31 protein-coding genes are annotated in these 15,496 nt (G+C 41.6%); 26 read left to right on the top strand and 5 right to left on the bottom strand.

Annotated features, from left to right (window positions below; translation table 11 throughout):
* Positions 1-42 precede the first annotated feature (42 nt).
* From A4S05_RS00925 to A4S05_RS00860, 15 genes are all read left to right on the top strand, one after another.
* Positions 43-1,116, top strand: coding sequence for a hypothetical protein (locus A4S05_RS00925; RefSeq protein WP_069067968.1), 1,074 nt, complete (start codon positions 43-45; stop codon positions 1,114-1,116).
* A gap of 108 nt (positions 1,117-1,224) precedes the next feature.
* Positions 1,225-1,668, top strand: coding sequence for a DUF1257 domain-containing protein (locus A4S05_RS00920; RefSeq protein ID WP_069067967.1), 444 nt, complete (start codon positions 1,225-1,227; stop codon positions 1,666-1,668).
* Positions 1,669-1,670: 2 nt separating this feature from the next.
* The gene (locus A4S05_RS00915) at positions 1,671-1,883 is read left to right on the top strand and encodes a DUF2997 domain-containing protein (protein WP_069067966.1); all 213 of its coding nucleotides are present in this window, start codon (positions 1,671-1,673) and stop codon (positions 1,881-1,883) included.
* A gap of 39 nt (positions 1,884-1,922) precedes the next feature.
* Positions 1,923-2,180: a hypothetical protein gene (locus tag A4S05_RS00910; protein WP_069067965.1), complete on the top strand. Its 258-nt coding sequence runs from the start codon at positions 1,923-1,925 to the stop codon at positions 2,178-2,180.
* Positions 2,177-3,799, top strand: coding sequence for an AAA family ATPase (locus A4S05_RS00905; RefSeq protein WP_069067964.1), 1,623 nt, complete (start codon positions 2,177-2,179; stop codon positions 3,797-3,799). Before A4S05_RS00910 ends, A4S05_RS00905 begins: the two co-directional genes overlap by 4 nt.
* 97 nt (positions 3,800-3,896) lie before the next feature.
* Positions 3,897-4,253: a hypothetical protein gene (locus A4S05_RS00900; RefSeq protein WP_069067963.1), complete on the top strand. Its 357-nt coding sequence runs from the start codon at positions 3,897-3,899 to the stop codon at positions 4,251-4,253.
* A gap of 13 nt (positions 4,254-4,266) precedes the next feature.
* Positions 4,267-4,827: a WGR domain-containing protein gene (locus A4S05_RS00895; RefSeq protein WP_069067962.1), complete on the top strand. Its 561-nt coding sequence runs from the start codon at positions 4,267-4,269 to the stop codon at positions 4,825-4,827.
* A 71-nt stretch (positions 4,828-4,898) separates the two neighbouring features.
* On the top strand, positions 4,899-5,168 hold the full coding sequence (locus tag A4S05_RS00890; RefSeq protein WP_069067961.1) for a hypothetical protein: 270 nt from the start codon (positions 4,899-4,901) through the stop codon (positions 5,166-5,168).
* A gap of 113 nt (positions 5,169-5,281) precedes the next feature.
* Positions 5,282-5,479 carry a hypothetical protein gene (locus A4S05_RS00885; RefSeq protein ID WP_069067960.1) on the top strand — a complete coding sequence of 66 codons (198 nt, stop codon included), beginning with the start codon at positions 5,282-5,284 and terminating at the stop codon, positions 5,477-5,479.
* Positions 5,476-5,817: a hypothetical protein gene (locus tag A4S05_RS00880; RefSeq protein ID WP_069067959.1), complete on the top strand. Its 342-nt coding sequence runs from the start codon at positions 5,476-5,478 to the stop codon at positions 5,815-5,817. The genes A4S05_RS00885 and A4S05_RS00880 overlap by 4 nt, the downstream gene beginning before the upstream one ends.
* 14 nt (positions 5,818-5,831) lie before the next feature.
* Complete coding sequence (locus A4S05_RS00875; RefSeq protein WP_069067958.1) at positions 5,832-6,044, top strand: hypothetical protein; 213 nt, start codon at positions 5,832-5,834, stop codon at positions 6,042-6,044.
* Positions 6,045-6,053: 9 nt separating this feature from the next.
* The gene (locus A4S05_RS00870) at positions 6,054-6,266 is read left to right on the top strand and encodes a hypothetical protein (RefSeq protein ID WP_069067957.1); all 213 of its coding nucleotides are present in this window, start codon (positions 6,054-6,056) and stop codon (positions 6,264-6,266) included.
* A gap of 10 nt (positions 6,267-6,276) precedes the next feature.
* Positions 6,277-6,432: a hypothetical protein gene (locus A4S05_RS41190; protein ID WP_176726879.1), complete on the top strand. Its 156-nt coding sequence runs from the start codon at positions 6,277-6,279 to the stop codon at positions 6,430-6,432.
* 6 nt (positions 6,433-6,438) lie between these two features.
* The gene (locus tag A4S05_RS00865; protein ID WP_069067956.1) at positions 6,439-6,801 is read left to right on the top strand and encodes a hypothetical protein; all 363 of its coding nucleotides are present in this window, start codon (positions 6,439-6,441) and stop codon (positions 6,799-6,801) included.
* The gene (locus A4S05_RS00860; protein WP_069067955.1) at positions 6,798-7,073 is read left to right on the top strand and encodes a hypothetical protein; all 276 of its coding nucleotides are present in this window, start codon (positions 6,798-6,800) and stop codon (positions 7,071-7,073) included. Before A4S05_RS00865 ends, A4S05_RS00860 begins: the two co-directional genes overlap by 4 nt.
* Positions 7,074-7,076: 3 nt before the next feature.
* On the opposite strand, the gene A4S05_RS00855 is transcribed toward A4S05_RS00860, so the two are convergent.
* On the bottom strand, positions 7,077-7,451 hold the full coding sequence (locus A4S05_RS00855) for a hypothetical protein (protein ID WP_069067954.1): 375 nt from the start codon (positions 7,449-7,451) through the stop codon (positions 7,077-7,079).
* Entirely contained in the window at positions 7,448-7,780 is a 333-nt protein-coding gene (locus A4S05_RS00850; protein WP_069067953.1) for a DUF5674 family protein, read from the bottom strand. Before A4S05_RS00850 ends, A4S05_RS00855 begins: the two co-directional genes overlap by 4 nt.
* Before the next feature lie 38 nt (positions 7,781-7,818).
* On the opposite strand from A4S05_RS00850, the gene A4S05_RS00845 reads away from it, so the two are divergent.
* Together A4S05_RS00845 and A4S05_RS00840 are read left to right on the top strand one after the other, a co-directional pair.
* Complete coding sequence (locus tag A4S05_RS00845; protein WP_069067952.1) at positions 7,819-8,034, top strand: hypothetical protein; 216 nt, start codon at positions 7,819-7,821, stop codon at positions 8,032-8,034.
* Between the two features lie 10 nt (positions 8,035-8,044).
* Complete coding sequence (locus tag A4S05_RS00840; protein ID WP_069067951.1) at positions 8,045-8,356, top strand: hypothetical protein; 312 nt, start codon at positions 8,045-8,047, stop codon at positions 8,354-8,356.
* Positions 8,357-8,891: 535 nt separating this feature from the next.
* Here the strand turns inward: A4S05_RS00840 and A4S05_RS00835 are convergent.
* On the bottom strand, positions 8,892-9,341 hold the full coding sequence (locus A4S05_RS00835; protein WP_069067950.1) for a hypothetical protein: 450 nt from the start codon (positions 9,339-9,341) through the stop codon (positions 8,892-8,894).
* A gap of 11 nt (positions 9,342-9,352) precedes the next feature.
* Positions 9,353-9,673, bottom strand: a complete 321-nt coding sequence (locus A4S05_RS00830; protein ID WP_141699617.1) for a hypothetical protein — start codon at positions 9,671-9,673, stop codon at positions 9,353-9,355.
* Between the two features lie 122 nt (positions 9,674-9,795).
* Between A4S05_RS00830 and A4S05_RS00825 the strand changes: the two genes are divergently transcribed.
* From A4S05_RS00825 to A4S05_RS00785, 9 genes are all read left to right on the top strand, one after another.
* Positions 9,796-10,305 (top strand): hypothetical protein, encoded by a 510-nt coding sequence (locus A4S05_RS00825; protein ID WP_069067948.1) that lies wholly within the window; start codon positions 9,796-9,798, stop codon positions 10,303-10,305.
* A 65-nt stretch (positions 10,306-10,370) separates the two neighbouring features.
* The gene (locus A4S05_RS00820) at positions 10,371-10,691 is read left to right on the top strand and encodes a hypothetical protein (protein WP_069067947.1); all 321 of its coding nucleotides are present in this window, start codon (positions 10,371-10,373) and stop codon (positions 10,689-10,691) included.
* 16 nt (positions 10,692-10,707) lie between these two features.
* A complete protein-coding gene (locus A4S05_RS00815; RefSeq protein ID WP_069067946.1) occupies positions 10,708-11,148 on the top strand; it encodes a hypothetical protein in 441 nt (146 codons plus the stop codon).
* 3 nt (positions 11,149-11,151) lie between these two features.
* The gene (locus tag A4S05_RS00810; protein ID WP_069067945.1) at positions 11,152-11,439 is read left to right on the top strand and encodes a hypothetical protein; all 288 of its coding nucleotides are present in this window, start codon (positions 11,152-11,154) and stop codon (positions 11,437-11,439) included.
* A 4-nt stretch (positions 11,440-11,443) separates the two neighbouring features.
* A complete protein-coding gene (locus tag A4S05_RS00805; RefSeq protein WP_069067944.1) occupies positions 11,444-12,991 on the top strand; it encodes a hypothetical protein in 1,548 nt (515 codons plus the stop codon).
* Positions 12,992-13,110: 119 nt separating this feature from the next.
* Complete coding sequence (locus A4S05_RS41185) at positions 13,111-13,323, top strand: hypothetical protein (protein ID WP_069067943.1); 213 nt, start codon at positions 13,111-13,113, stop codon at positions 13,321-13,323.
* A 196-nt stretch (positions 13,324-13,519) separates the two neighbouring features.
* A complete protein-coding gene (locus A4S05_RS00795; protein WP_084226928.1) occupies positions 13,520-13,822 on the top strand; it encodes a hypothetical protein in 303 nt (100 codons plus the stop codon).
* A 2-nt stretch (positions 13,823-13,824) separates the two neighbouring features.
* The gene (locus A4S05_RS00790) at positions 13,825-14,016 is read left to right on the top strand and encodes a hypothetical protein (protein WP_069067941.1); all 192 of its coding nucleotides are present in this window, start codon (positions 13,825-13,827) and stop codon (positions 14,014-14,016) included.
* 101 nt (positions 14,017-14,117) lie between these two features.
* The gene (locus A4S05_RS00785; protein ID WP_069067940.1) at positions 14,118-14,345 is read left to right on the top strand and encodes a hypothetical protein; all 228 of its coding nucleotides are present in this window, start codon (positions 14,118-14,120) and stop codon (positions 14,343-14,345) included.
* 315 nt (positions 14,346-14,660) lie between these two features.
* Here the strand turns inward: A4S05_RS00785 and A4S05_RS00780 are convergent, their stop codons facing one another.
* Entirely contained in the window at positions 14,661-15,479 is an 819-nt protein-coding gene (locus tag A4S05_RS00780; RefSeq protein ID WP_069067939.1) for a hypothetical protein, read from the bottom strand.
* Positions 15,480-15,496 lie beyond the last annotated feature (17 nt).

Below are 15,496 nucleotides of genomic sequence, written 5' to 3'. Positions count from 1 at the left end.
CGCTTAATCGAAAGTGAAAAATAATGATTGAGGTCAATAATCATGGTACAAGCAATCGACAACCCTATTGCTACAAATTTCCTAACTGATGCAGTAGTCGAGCGCCACAATTTCTCACAGTTAAATAAAACTCGCATTCGCTTTCGTATTCAACTAAAGAAAAGTACAAAGTCTGCCGCGCCTAAATGGGCCGATGTGCTAAAAGCTGAGGTTTCTGAAATTGAATCAGACCTTGTGAAAGTCACAAATTCTGAAGTCGGTTTGCGAGGTATCAAGGTATTCAAGAAGTTGGATGAGGCTGCTGCCCAATTGAGGCAAGAGATTGCTTCAGTTCAAGAGTGGATGTCTGCGGATACTGGTGATTGGATTTGTCCGATTGATTTAGCTCCACTCGTTTGGAATCAGTTAATCAATATCAGAGATAATATCGCCCCTGGACTGCGTAATCAATTAAAAGCTGATTATGAAGCTGGGTTGGTTGATTATCAAGAGCGAATTGATCAGTTTCTCTCACTTAACACTTGGGAATTATCGCAGGATAAGCAAGAATCTGTAAAAGCCAACTTGCTAAGAGCATTTCCGACTCTGACCGATCTTGAAGACTATTTGCAAGTCGTCATTGGTCGCCCGGTGATTATCCCGGCATTGTCCGAACAACTCAATCAGCAACAAGCCGAATGTCTTGACCAGATTACCAAGTTCATTCAGCAGTATGACCAAAATCTGGAGCAAAGGCTACGGGAATCTGCGATCGCTGGCGGTGAACAACTTGCCGCCCAATTGCTTGAAGAATTAAGCGACTGGGAGCCAGGACGCAAGCCCGTACAGTTTAAAAAGAAGATGCAACGCCATCTGATGAAGGTTCAAGTACTACTAGCGAATGCTGACCCGGAGGCAGGCAGTAGCTTGGAGGCGATGATGACGCATCTAGATTCTATCGTTAACGATCCAGCGATTGAGTCGAAGAATCTGGGTTCAGATACGCGCAGTCAATTGCAGCACAAGATACAAGAGATTCGCACCAAGTTGTTAGATGAACAACGCAATCTACAATCACTTGCGACTGACGACGTGGGCTTATCGAAGGCTACCGTGATGTCGTTTAAGTTTAGGTAAAAAGCAGTCTTGGGCGAATTTGCCCTAGCCCAAGACTAGCACCTTAAACGAGAAATTATATACACCTCAAAAAGAATACCGCACTTCTACTAAAGGAACAAGATTCTCATGTCCCATTTCTCAACCGTTAAAACCAAGCTCACCAACCGCAAATGTCTAGTACAAGCTTTACAAGACTTGAAAATGAATCCGCAAGTTTACGAAACAGCGCAGCCATTAAAAGGATACTACGGCGGCTCTCAAGGACAAAGCGCTGAAATCATTGTGTCTGGTCGCACTATAAAAGCCCGTGCAGATATGGGATTTAAATGGAATGGCTCGGAATATGAAATGATCCAGGACGAGTACGAAGTAATTAGGCGGTTAGGAGGAAAGTTCTACGCCTGTCAGCTAATGCCTGCTTACGGACGGCGGATGGTTTTGGCGAAGGCTGCCGAGTTACAAGAGCAGTTTGGTGAATGTGCGATCGCTGAAGAAACTAGCGGCACTGTGCAAACTCTACGGCTGACTTTTGCCGGACATCAAGAAGTTAAACAATTTGCACGGAGATAAATATGGAACGCTCAATACTGATTCATTTCGACAATGCTACAGGTGAAGTTCGAGTGGAAGCGGAGGGGTTCGAGGGCTTGAGTTGTTTATCGGCTACGCAACCATTTGAAGAAGCACTTGGAGTTGTCAGCGAGAGCGATCGCACTTACAAGGACGAAGCCCAAACCCAACAACTTCGGACTACAAATAGCAGTCAAACACGTTTACGTCAGTAATCAACATGGGGGAATCAACAAGTTCCCCCCCAAAAGATCATGAACGAATTAGCTAAAGAATACCCGTTTGTTCATATTTACGCACAACAGAAAACACGGCAGCCCGTGATCATAAAAGCGAATACTGAAGGGCTATGTGTGCTATTGAATGCTTTAATTTCTGCCATTGCTCAATCAGAGTGCAATGGTATAGCTGAGGTTTTTGACGGCGATGCCGAAGTTTATGAGGTAGTCGTGAAAGTGGTCAACACTCATGACGAACTCTCTCCAGTTCCTTATCAAATTGAAAAACAATGAACCTCTCAAATCTTCTCTCCACACTCGATTCACAAATACCCATTGCTGCGGTTGATGTTCTGTCGCCCGATGAAGCGACGATTATTCAGTGGCTGACTGCTGAAGCTAACAATAAGCTTTCAAGTCCTGTGTTCTTCTGGAATCTGGGAGTATCAACCTTGGAGCAATGTTTAATCGCAGCAGATGGAGGATTGGTGTTTAAGCCAGTTGCAGAGTACAAAAGACCACAACACGCTGACCCATTGTTATATGTGTTTGATTACATTGCTAACTTTAGCGGAAATGGTGTATTTATCCTTGGAGATATTCACCCCTTTATTGCTAAGAATTCACCCCAATTATCATGGGAGATTTTAAGCAAGGTAAAAAACCTTTACCACAGGTTAAAACCCACAGATAAACGCATTGTCTTGTTGGGTCAGAATATACAATTACACGAATCACTAGTCAGATTGATTCCTTATTGTGAAGTTCCTTTACCTAGTATTGACCAAATACTTGAACATATCACTTCTTATTTGCATGACCTACAACAGTCAGCTAGGGAGCAAGAATTAAGTTTTACTGTTACGCTTGAAAATGCTGAACTTGAAACTCTTTCTCGTGCAGCGCTGGGTTTAACCCTAGAGGAGATTAGTGATTTCCTTCGGTTAACAGTCAAAGAAAACTTAACTAATGATGGTGTCGTCGTTGGCGCTGATTTTATCCCCAAAGCCGTCGAGTACAAAACTCGGCTACTGTCTCAAATGGGTATCGAATTGGGTAAACCAGCCAGCATACCCTTCGGTGGTTTGGATCTACTGCGTGATTGGTTGATGAGGCGGCGGCGGCTGTTCACACAAGAGGCAAGAAGTCTTAGCTTACCCCAACCGAAAGGTGTGTTGCTGGCTGGCCCACCCGGAACAGGGAAATCTAACTGTGCCAAAAACATTGCAACTATACTGAATTTACCACTTCTACAGCTAGACATTGCATCCCTTTTGGGCAGTCTGGTCGGTGAGTCTGAGGGGAATGTCCGCCGCGCACTTAAAACAGCCCAAGCTATTGCTCCATGCGTGTTATGGATTGATGAAATAGAAAAAGCCCTCTCCGGTAGTGGGGATACAAGTGGAGTCAGCCAAAGGATTCTAGGCAATATCCTCACGTTTATGTCGGAATCAACCAGTGGCGTGTTTGTCGTGGCAACTTGCAATGACCCATCTGCGCTGCCAAGTGAACTAAAACGGAAAGGCCGCTTCGATGAAAATTTCTTTGTTGATCTTCCCACAGAACCGGAGCGTGTACAGATTCTGGCGATTCATCTACAACGCTTTGGCATTCACCTGGAATCCGAATATCTCGAAGCGATCGCAGCTTCGACCGCGAAATTTTCCGGTGCTGAACTGGAAACCCTTGCTTCGGAAGCTGCTCTGCTGGCATTCGATGAGGGTAGACCGCAGCAGGTAACGCTTGCTGATCTGAAAATCTGCCGCCAAACCATTACCCCGCTTGCGATTCAGGATGCGGCGGCAGTCGAGCGTATGCAGGGTTGGGCATCCACCGCACGACGGGCTAGTAGCCCTGTGGTTGCAGCGAAAACTCAATCTTTGCGTGCTGCTAAGTTTCGGAATATGAACTGATGAGAAAGCGATTGTCTCCTGATTCTATGGGGGCAATCACTCTTTTTTTTTAGTAATTGAAAGCAACCAATTAACATACTTAATAAGGCGAATAAACATGACGACAGACTTAGTTACTTATTACGGGCAGACTCCAACTATTGACCAACTGGTTGATAAATATGGTGTGTATTTAGAGAAGTTGGACAGAGAAACTAAGCTTATGCTCCGAATGGCATTAGCAACTTACATTTTTACGTTAGAAAAAGACAGTTCTACTAAGCATACTGTTGCTGAGGCACTTGAGGATGCATTGTCTAATCTGGGCTTATTAGTTTCATATCCATTGTATAAAAACTTGTTTGAGGATGTCTGCTCTACTTTAAATGGGCTAACAACACACGAAGCGGAAACAATACTTGAAGCACTACAACATCAAATTAGATGGGGCAATGCCCGTCAAACCGTGAATTGACAGGGTAAGAAACATGGAAATCTATTTAGTCTTTGTTGATGCTATCCGAAACAGCAATAAATTCTGGGCGGCCATTGTCGAAGATGGTAACTTGACAGTGCAGTGGGGCAGAGTCGGTTATCAAGCACAAACCAAAGTTCACACATTAGGCAATCATCAGAGGGCGGTTAGCAAATTCAACAATCTAGTAGCCGAAAAGATGATGAAAGGCTACAGAAGAAGTCAGTCACAAATCGACAGTAATTGTGAAGTTTCTGAAATCAACAGAGCGATTGAATTACTAGAAATTATTCGTCCTTATGTAGAGCAGAAAAACTTTTCAGTTGCTTATATCAATGCCCTAAATCAATATCTGAAGATTGTACCAACACCTTTGGGTATGCAAATTGAACCATACAGAGTATATCGCTCAGTAGAAGATGTTGATTATCAAATGGTATTGCTTAATTCTTTGTTAACGACACCTGCACCACAAGCTGTTGCGGTGGCTGCTGGCCATGTCCCTGAAGCAGCAGCAGAACCCAAGGTAGTTAGTCTCAAGACTATCAGTAAGAACTTCTGGCGACATTTGTAATTTGAGAAGCGTCACTTTGTAAGAGATGCCAAATAGCTACATTTCATTTTGAAAAATTGTTTGGGTAAATTATGGAAATCAAGACTATTGCTGTAACTTACACACGTAAGTTCAATTTAGGTGACTACGAATCTTTAGAATTAACTTGCTCACTATGGGGACAAATTGACCCAAAAGAAGAAGATGCACAAGGGACGACACAATTTCTATTTCAACAAGCAAAGGATTCAGTTAAGGAAGCTGCAATTCCAGTAATTAAAGCTTCTACCCATCAAATGAATAAAGCCAAAACTTACAAACACTCTGCAACAAATCAATTTGACGATCTTGATAATTTCTAATAACTGAAATTCACTTTTTAAGTTCAAAAACACTTTAGTCAAGCATTAATACTGCTTGGCTATTTTTTTCACGCAGCGCTTTGACCCCCACAAACCACAACAGGAAAGACACCATGCCTAAAAAAGCTAACCCAGTCCCAAAAGACCATTCCCAGTTATGCCTTCAGTACCTAAGTCGTTGCGGTGGCAGCGCTCGGTTATGCAGTATCAATTTTAGCTTGGGAGTGATTCAAACATTGGTCAATCAAAGAAGAGTAAAGATTACGAATACAGGTGCAGGATTTTTTGTGGAGTTGGACGAAGTGAAATGAAAACCCATAAAGTAACTCATCAATCATCTTTGCCTTCAAACACCCGTAATAAATTAGTTCTACGCCGGACTCGAAAAAGATTTAACCCCAAAGTATTCATAGACCGCACGATAGAAACAACTGCAATTGTCTCTCTGCTCTTAACTGGCTTTTCAGGAGTAGGGGCAATGGCTTGCTGGGGGCTGGAGATTATCGAGACTAATAATCCCAACATAATCATCTCTGGTTGGGAGCAACAGAAAAATATTTGCTTGGGTGCAATGCTGGTAAGTTTTTCCGCATTCTTAGGCAGTTCTTTAGTCGGAGCAAGTTTTAGTATTCAACGAGATAAATTTTAGGTTAGTTAACGCTAATGAAAGAGTACAAAACCAAACATGGAGGCTACAAAATTGAGACTGCCGAGTTATCAGATGGCGCTGTGGATGTTCATGTGGGAAAAACAGGTCTGTTAAAAACAACTTGGGCATCACCTCCAACTCAAACTTTTGACAATCATACGCAAGCTGTTCGCCATGCCAAAAATGCTATTGATAACGGCGAAATTGATTCAGTTTTTCAAAGTTAGAACACACCAATGGAAATTAAGCTAACTACTTCAGAAATTCAAGCCATATTGCAAGGGTGTCAATATACACTGCGGCTTATTAGCAGTAGTCAAGATTATCGCAATATCGAATCCTCCGAATACTTTTCTACATTGAATGACGTGGTTTTAAACGATGCTTTCAATATTTTGGAGGAAGTTTTGGATGCAATCGATGATATGAAGCAGATGACTCAAAAATGAGAATTTTGATATGGAACAAGAAATCAGAAATGCAGTCGGGTTGGGTAGTCCTGAACTCGCAATCGAGTCAAAACCAAAACCGGAGCCGGAACCAAAGCCAACTGTAACGATTTACGATTTTGGCAGACTTTTAACTGAGAATGAACCATCAGTAAAAAAGAAGTAAGAAAAGATGAATTGTAGTCTTTTCATCAAAGGCATCAGTGCAGCAGCAGCAACAATTATTTGTGGATATTTCGGCACTCAATATCTCGGCAGAAATATCATGTACGTCATTAGTGGAGCAATAGCCGGGACTGGGATCACAGCATTCATGGTTGACCGAATTACTGGTCAAAATGAAATTGACCAAGTTATGTTGCGCCGACCTCGACCTTTAAATAGACCCACCAGTTGTATAGGTTGCAAATACTATCACGGGATCTCTTACAACGGCTCCCCTTTAATTTGTTCTGTTCATCCCGAAGGCATTGAGAGCGCGGAATGCCCCGATTGGCAAGGCTTTCAACTATCTAAAGAAGGAGCAAGAAAATGACATTAACCCTAGATAATCGCTCTCGAAACAAAGAATCGTCCCTGACGCAAGCATTACGACAAATACAACAGCTAAACTCCAAGATTCAAGAGTTGGAGCAGCAGCATCAAGATTACGTGCAGAAGCAACAGAATTTGATTGCCGCGATCGCTGAGATTTGTGTTTCTCCGATCCAGGAAGTACAGGCACTGCGGATTCTGATTTATCGGGGAGAAGCAGCTTGTCGGCAGTACCTGAGATCGCTGTTGGTCAAACAGAGGAAGAATTCATAGAGATCAAGCACTCATTGATTCTGGTTCTGTACGTGATATTTCTAAAACTCGCTGTAACCAATATGAAATTTCAAGAGAAGCAGATTGCTTTTGTTCAGCATCAGTCCAGATATCGTCCCAATGGAATAGCCAACGAGTCAGAAGACGAACTAAATCAACTAATTCACAGGCTCGGTCAATATCATCTGCCTTTACCATATCTGGTACAGTCCACTCAATAAAGTATCGGCTTTCATCAACCAAAGCCAGTATTAAATCTTCTGATGAGCCTTGAGTCCACAAAGATTGAATTTGTGACAAGTGTGTAGCTAGACGACGTAAACGTGTAGTCACATCATCTTGCATAAAAATTTGTTGCTTTGGTGTCACTTCGATCATAAATTTCCTAGGAACTCGTTAATCAGTTGAGCTACCCTTTCTCTAATTTTAGGGTCTAAAAGTTCCATTGATCTATTTTGCCGGGGACGAAGATTAACCATCGACTCATAAATGATTTTTCCACTTATCGGCATAAAACTGGCAGCCCAAATATCTTGTTGTCTACTGCCGTCATCTAGCAATTTTTCTTCACAATCAGCGTGTAGACCACCACCACCAACCAGCACCCGACGTTCGATATCAACTGCGGTTCTAATGTAAAACTTGTGCTGTTGCAGCATAAGTTCAAGTTGCTCCGGGGTGGCGCGTTCGCGTAACAGCAAAATCATTTAAATGATAACCTCCATCAGGGAAAGGCATTCTAATTATGGAACGGAATCAAGCACAAGTAATTGTTGTAAGTCTGACTAGCACATTAGCGGCCATATCTATCGGGTATTTAGGAGTACAAATTTTTGGCAGAAATACAATGTACACAATTACTACAGCCATGTTAGGGCTGGGTACTGGGGGAGCTATCGGTAAGGTTTTGGTGGAGAAAAGGCAGCAGCGAGTAGTACCAACACAGTTAAAACAAAGATAGGAGCAATTGCGTGGAAGCTTCAAAAGTTGTCACTATCCCGAATCATTGGACATCACCCAAATATTCGTTAGGGCAAAGAACCAAGCAGGGGATGATTGTAGGGATTCAGTATTGTCTATTTGAAAACTTAGTGGTTCCTGAACGAGACGGTTCATGGCGATATGCGGTATTAGTTAGCACTGAAGATGAGCAGGTCGAATATATTTCGGAATCTGGGGTTCAATTACCACCCGAAAAAGAATTGCGTTTGGACATAGAAGGCGAGATTGACTTTTACCAGCGCAAGATTGAGAACCTGACACAGTATTTAGAGGTGGTGTGAAAAATCGGGCTTTAATAAAAAAAGCCCCAAAAGCCCGCTTTTCTCAAAACTTGACCAAGTGTGCCGCTTTGAGTTGTGACATCTCTACTCTTTATCCCGACAGCATTTGAGGCATTTTTAACCACTCAAAAATTAAGTTAAAAAACAAAAGCGGCACGGAAAGCGGCCAAAAAAAGGATAAAAATCGCTCTAATGATTGCAGGGAGGGAGTTTTAGAAAATGGTGGCTGTGACACTAGAAATATAAGAGTTTCAGAAAAAGCGGCCCGATGTCACAACGAGAGAATCAGGGTTTTGAGCATTTTGAAATGTCACGGCACACCTGATTTGCGACATCCGAAAAGAAGTCGGGTAAAGGGAAAGGGTTAAAGGGGAAAGGATAGAATTTTCTTTAACCCTTTTCCCTGCAAGAAGTCTAAAGAAATAAAAAAGAGGGGCAAATTCTGCCCCCCCAATTAAAAGGGAAAAGGAGAAGGGGCGAGGGAGAAAACCTTAAATTCTCCTTTCCCCATTCCCCTTTACCCTTTACCCTTTTATTAAGCCGCAGCCCATCGTATCCATTGCTCAACTTCTGGGCGGCTTAAACGTTTAGAAGCTTTGAAAGTTACTTGCTGCTTTCGTGCCCAACGGTAAAGTGTTCGTACTGTTACCTGTTTACCTGTGACTCTTAGAATAATTTCTGGTAAATCTTTTCCAACTGCATTGGTGTAACAAGCGTTATAAATTGCTTCAGCTAGATGCAATTCGGCAAATGGATTTCCTGAGAGTTTAAACTTAATTTGAAACAGGGTGAATTTTTTATTTGGCTCTAACTTCTTCATGTAAGCCAAAGTCAATAACCACATAGCTTGTTCCTTTACCACTTCCCTAGCATACTGTGGAACTTGGCACAATCTTAACCATTTGCGCCAAGTACGTTCTGCTATGGGATGGCAATAGACTTGCTCACAAGAAGTTTTCAGCCAGTCTAAAGGATATTTTTCCATAGCGTTTTAGTTTATTCCTCCGTAGGTATTGCTGATTCGTCTACTAGAAATGTTTCCCAATCTACGGTTTCAATATCTAACACGTCTTTCAAGCCATTGTTTTTGAGTATGTCTGCAACTAGTTCACTAACCGTAGAGTGATTGATAGCTGCTTCTTGTTTCAAGTCCTGACAAACTTCTCGCCAATTCCCATCACTGGAAACCCGATCAATCAAAATTGCTTCTGCCATACGAGTTTTGCTTACTCCTCTGGTATGTCCCCATAGAATCAGGCGTATCTCCTTAACTAAGGGAAGGTTAACGGAAAATCTTCGGTCGCGTTTATCTGCCATGTTTATGATGCCAATTAGATTCCATAATTATACTTTTTAGCGTCCTATTTCCTAATTTTAATGCTAAGTCAAATAAATGGATGCTAAAATAACACCATTACTTGCATAAATGGAAGCATATTATGGAAAAGATTCAACAATTCCTTCAACCCTATAATATAGAAGCCACTGAGTCAGAAATCGCTGACCTCTGCGCCCAAGTTAACGCTGACATCGACCAATTGACCGATCAACAAGCCCAAGCGATCGCTATTCAGATTCTTGAGCAAAGGCAAGCAACCGGGAAATTAGCCACTAATGGCAAGTCCAAAAATGGCAACGGTAAACTCGGTAAAAACTCATCCCGTCGTAAATCCATTCCGCCATTGCAAGGAGCGATCGCTCACGCATCTCAGGTTTCTAACCAAGAAATTCAATCTTTGGAGGATGTTCTCAACGTCGGGATTGATGCTTACACAACCGACAAAGCCGACCAGTTGTTATCAACAATTCGCAATGCCCCCAAGGATGTGGTGAGTAAGTTTGTCTCTAAAGCGATGGAGGAGGAAGCTGACGTAGATTCCTTTCGTGCAATCGGTGACGAACTCGTTGCGGGTATTTTCGGTATTAGCCCAACAAATGCAGCCGAATAAATTAATTGGATTAGCAGCAGTACTCAATCTGCTGCTATTAACCCTCGTTTTGGGCGTGGCAATATATGGAGCAACAAGACCAAACCCATCGCAAAGCATTAAATATTCACCTGAAGAAGGACGGGGAATTGAATCTGTCAGGGCTGACACTAGAAAATCTGACAACAGAAGAATTCCTGGTAGTCCAGCAAATTATTGATGAGTCGAGAGTGCGATCGCATTCTAATAGACAGATTGAGGAATTGATGCAACGGGGAATGATGGCTCAAACTGCGATCGCAGCTTTTACTATATTGATGTTTTCGTTCATGGGCATATATGGCATAACCCGATATATCGGCTCACAAGTTCAACAAGTTCAGCAGACTTATACCAATTTTAAGTAGTAGGGGGGAGAAAGGAATGTTAGGAAAATGGCTTCCTGGTTTATTTGGCGGTAAAGGTAATGGAGTAGTATCAACGGATTTAAGAGTTGGGGATGCAACACAAATTGAGGGTAATCTCCCTTCATCAATCCGCGATCGCTACACATTGCCAGCTTACACTACAGCAAAGCAGGTTCTTGATGAAGCAGAAGTGGCTGGCACTCTAAAAGCACAGAAGTGGTTGCACACTAAATTTTCCCGGCACAGGCTCAAGCAGTTGCAATCCTTGGCAGAGATGTATAAAAACCAATTGGCATATTCCCAAGAAGCCATGAAGATTGAGGAAGATTTGCAGCGAACCAGGGGATTACATGGGGAGGCGGTAATTCGTCATGCCTTTGGTTCGCAGGAACAACAACGCCAGTTGGGGGGATATGAGAAAGCATTTGATGAAGTGGGAGATTCATTCCGATTTTAGGTTATGCAAATCAAGCTCTCTCATGTAGGATATACAGTGTCTGGGGTTGGCTTTTCTATGTTTATGGGTTATTTATCCGTTGCCAGCCCCGTTAGTCGATACATTCTTTGGTTTATTGGCATAATCTCCATCTGCTGCATAGTTCTGGGGTTATTCAACTTTGGCGGTTTAGTCATTAAAGGTTTTGGCTTCAACCGTAAAACTTTCACCATCGGCTTGATGCCTGGAGTGATATTCCTGTTTGTCTTCTTGACTTTAGTTGCAGCCGGTGTTGCGTTGGGGGTGAGATAAGTTTATGCCATTTGAATTACAACGTCTAACTGCCAGTAGTGCCATTCATGCAGAACGGACTATCTTATGTAGTTTAGGAGCGAGTGCAGTGTTATGTCTGTCTGCTCCTTTTTTCTTAAATACTGACCGAATAACAACCGGGATGCTACTTGGTGCTGGAACGGTGAGTGCTGGCTTATTTGGAGTATCTGCCCAAATCAGTGAAAGCAAGCAAAAAGTTTATCGCTCTTTACAAGAAGCTGACCTGAAATCACTTAAGCAGCATTTGCAAGGCGAAGCTGTTTATGATTATGTCACCACTGCGATCGCAGCTAAACGCAGAGTTGCTGATTATGTGAATCGGCTACCAATGCAAGAGCGCCCCCGGTGGATTGCTGAATATCAATTGCAAGGTTTGGTAACTCTTCCAGAACCACCAGCACAACAATCACCTTCACCGACTGGGATTCCTAATCCTGATATTGCTGACATTGATGAAGAATCAGTGCAGTCGGTGATTAATCCGGGTGCGATGAAAATTCTGCAAGCGATCGCAGCAAATTATCCTGATTACATCAGAATTGATGGTGCTTGGATTGATGAACTGTGTAATGCTTCATCCAATCAAAATATGACTCTTCGCAGTAATCACCATTTTTACCTTTCTGGTGGAACACAATCTGGTAAGTCCACTCTAGCAGGCGTGATTATCAACAAAATTGCTGCAAAATCTCAAACACCAGCAATTGTCATCGGCAGCGATCCAAAAGATGATGTCACTAGATGGTTGTGCAAGTTTAGCCGTAAGTTTGACGGCATGAAAGAATTAAGAAATTGGATCATCTTTGCCACAGACCAAATTGACAAACAGAAAGCAAGAGTATCAATTGTTGGTGGTGAATGTCAGGGTGTCCCGGAATTATTTCTTGCACAGGATGAAGTTGATAGTGTTTATGGTGGTGGCAAGGGACTTCCAGGAATGGTTGATGCTGATACTGCCAAAGACTTGCAAGGTTTTTGGAACTATATCATCAAATTCACCGCCGGACTTAAAGGACATGGGGTGTTTATGGGCCAGTCCCCGCTCTCTGGAGAAACCGGATTTAGCCGTCCATCTCTGAAAAATGTTTGCTTTATTGCGATGGGGCAGACATCGAGTTATATCCTTGACCATCCCCAGGATTTCGTAAACGTTAAAAAGGAGATTTTGGAAATCTTGCGACAGGCTTGCGAACTGTTAGATAAAGCCGGAGTTCGATATGCCTTGGTGATTCCTACTCGGTCTAATCCCTTCGTTGCTCTAATCCCAGAATTTGATATCAAAGGTCTGGAACAAAAACAGGATTCCAAACCGAATGCTGACACTGTTAATAGTTCTAAAAATAATCAGCAATCCTCACAGCAGCAGGTTGACTGGTATCAAGAAATTAGAAAATGGGCAACAGAATTAGGGAGAAAACCACATTTTCAGGAAATCAAACAGAAGTGGCACGAATTAACGGGGCAAGAGTTAAACGAAAAAGGCGTTACCCTACTGCTGGAAAATCTCGGTTTTCCCGATTCGGTGAACTAGACTGGAATGCTCGGTATGGCGATTTGAAAAATTATAAGAAGAAAGTGGCAATCGCTCACAAACAACATCGACAAGCTCATAGTAAATGCTGTTGTTGTTTAAGGTCTGAAGCTACTCAAATGCACCATACCGAGTATACTTATACCAATCACGAAAAGTTGGGAATCAATTGGTTTCCACTGTGTGACAAGTGCCATCACGAAGTTGCACACTCATCAAATAACTGGATTAAAAATAAGGCTGACCCAGTTCGGAAGAATAAAAATACAGAAGAATTTATAGCACGTTTACAGCTTGGCTTTAAGCTATTGTATGGAGGAATAAAATGGTAATTAAATCAGTTATTAGTTATCCATCTTAAAGGTGTATAGATATTGGATAAAGAAGCGCTAAATTGAGACTTACATTCTTCTGAGTGCGGCGTTTCTCCAAGGATTTAACTGTTCACTGATAATTGGTCAGCTTTAGCTTCAACTTACTTAATGGAAATCTCAGCAGAATATTTTAGTTTAATTGGAGTTGAATCAAGTGTATAGCGATTACGATGAGTTGAATTTTGAAGAACAATTACACTTAACTGAATCCCTTATCAGACAGCGACACAATCAGCAGATGTTCTTGCGGCGAAATGCCCAACTGTTGCAGCAAGAGTTAAACTTTGAAGCTGAATTGTTAGAAGACAGTCCAGAGTTAGCCCAGGTGATTCATTCTCTTAATATGCAGGAGATTCAAGCTCAACAGCAAGGATCATTTGGTGCTATGCAAGGGGATTCTACCCCTAAAGAGCAAAGTCTTTGGAGTAAGTTTTTTCCGGGATTGGGTGGGAGATAAATATGTCTTGGTCGAAATCAATTTCCTTAGACGTTGCTAATAAGCTTTTTAACGTAATTGGGGTTTATTTTGAGCAGAATGACTTAGAGGGTGGTTATGTCGCCAAATATGAAAATAAGATATTGAGAAGGCCAACGTTAACCGCTTGCTGTATGGCTGTTTTAACTGACTGGGTAACAATAAAGGAGGAATAAATTTATGCTACAACTGGCTCAGATAAATCCAAATTCCTTTAGTCTGGTCTGATTGATACTAGTTTTCAGTCTTATAAATTCGATGAAATTTCAGATTAACTATGGATAACTTGCAAGAATTAATAAACAAAATTCAACCCAACATTGAAATAATTCAACAATCTGAAACTAAAATCACTTTGCAGGGTAATTTCATTTCCAAATCTGGCACTGATGACCTTGAGTATTTTATTAGTTTGAGATTAATCTCAGCTTCTTTTGCTTTTAATAACAAGCTAGAGCGCCGTACTTATCAAAAACCAAAAATAATTACTTGTGAAAATTCCTAATCAGCTTGAATTTAAAGGTAACACGATTGAGGCACACGAGAACCATAAAGGGTTTGAATTGAAGAAGAATTCAGAAGTCAGAATTCAGGAGTCAGAATCAATCAGTCGGGGATTCAGACCAGCGACTGATTGAAGACCTTTATTTGCTTATTTATACGGTTATCTAACACTGTAGTATCAGTCATAAATGCACCTTCAAAACTTGTATAATGTAGTTTTACTGAAAGGCAGCAAGAATGAATCCGTGTTTATGCGGGACTTATTAATCAGCTAACTTCATGAATCCGCACAATTGCCGTAGTGAACGCATTTTGATTAAAAATTTCGTTCGCCATCTTTTTCCAAGATGGAAATTAATTCAAACACTCGCATATTTTCTCCTGTCCAAACTTGATCTAGTAACCGCAAATTTTCAAGAGTTAAGTCATTCTCTTTCACTATCGATACATTTGTTTTGCCCAGTGCCATTAACAAATCTTCAAATACAACTAAGCCATTAAACTCCAAGCCTTGAATCTCGGCTGATGCTAAGACTGACAATCGCTCACCACAAATCTCAATCATAAACCACTCACAAAAATCTTTTTCCAGCAATGGATGACGGGCACTGATCCCTTGCATCAGCCATAGACCATAAATACTAGCTGTTGCATCATCCATTGTGGCTAAACGTGTAGCTGCCACCCTCCCAAGATTCTCAAAAAATCGCACACCTAAAGCTTTTTCTAACATCTGCATTGGCTCTGGTAGTGCATGAGCTACAACAGAAATTTGGCTATTTTCTAGTTGTTTAGAATGATATTTTTCTAAATATTCATTTGCTTCTTTTGATGCCAACATCCTACCATCTGGGTGTAAGTTGAAATCAACCCCTGGCTTGAAACCTCCTTGAACTAGCTTTTGAGTCATGCTTGTCGATACATCTTTTACGGCTTGTTGATAACTTTCCTTGCCTACGTATTCTTGCAAGAACCAAACAAAATTTGCATACTCTACTTGCACAAGAGCTTCTTTGAGGATTATTGTCTCATCCTCTAATTGTGCTAGGCTTAGGATTTTTTGAATTTCTTGCAGATTTTGACAAGAAATCGCTTCTATCAACTGCTGTTTTAAGAGTTCATTTTGCGAATTCATTTATCTCAATGCTCAAC

The organism is Nostoc sp. KVJ20, from assembly GCF_001712795.1.
Lineage (GTDB): Bacteria > Cyanobacteriota > Cyanobacteriia > Cyanobacteriales > Nostocaceae > Nostoc.
This window is presented reverse-complemented; position numbering and strand designations above follow the sequence as displayed.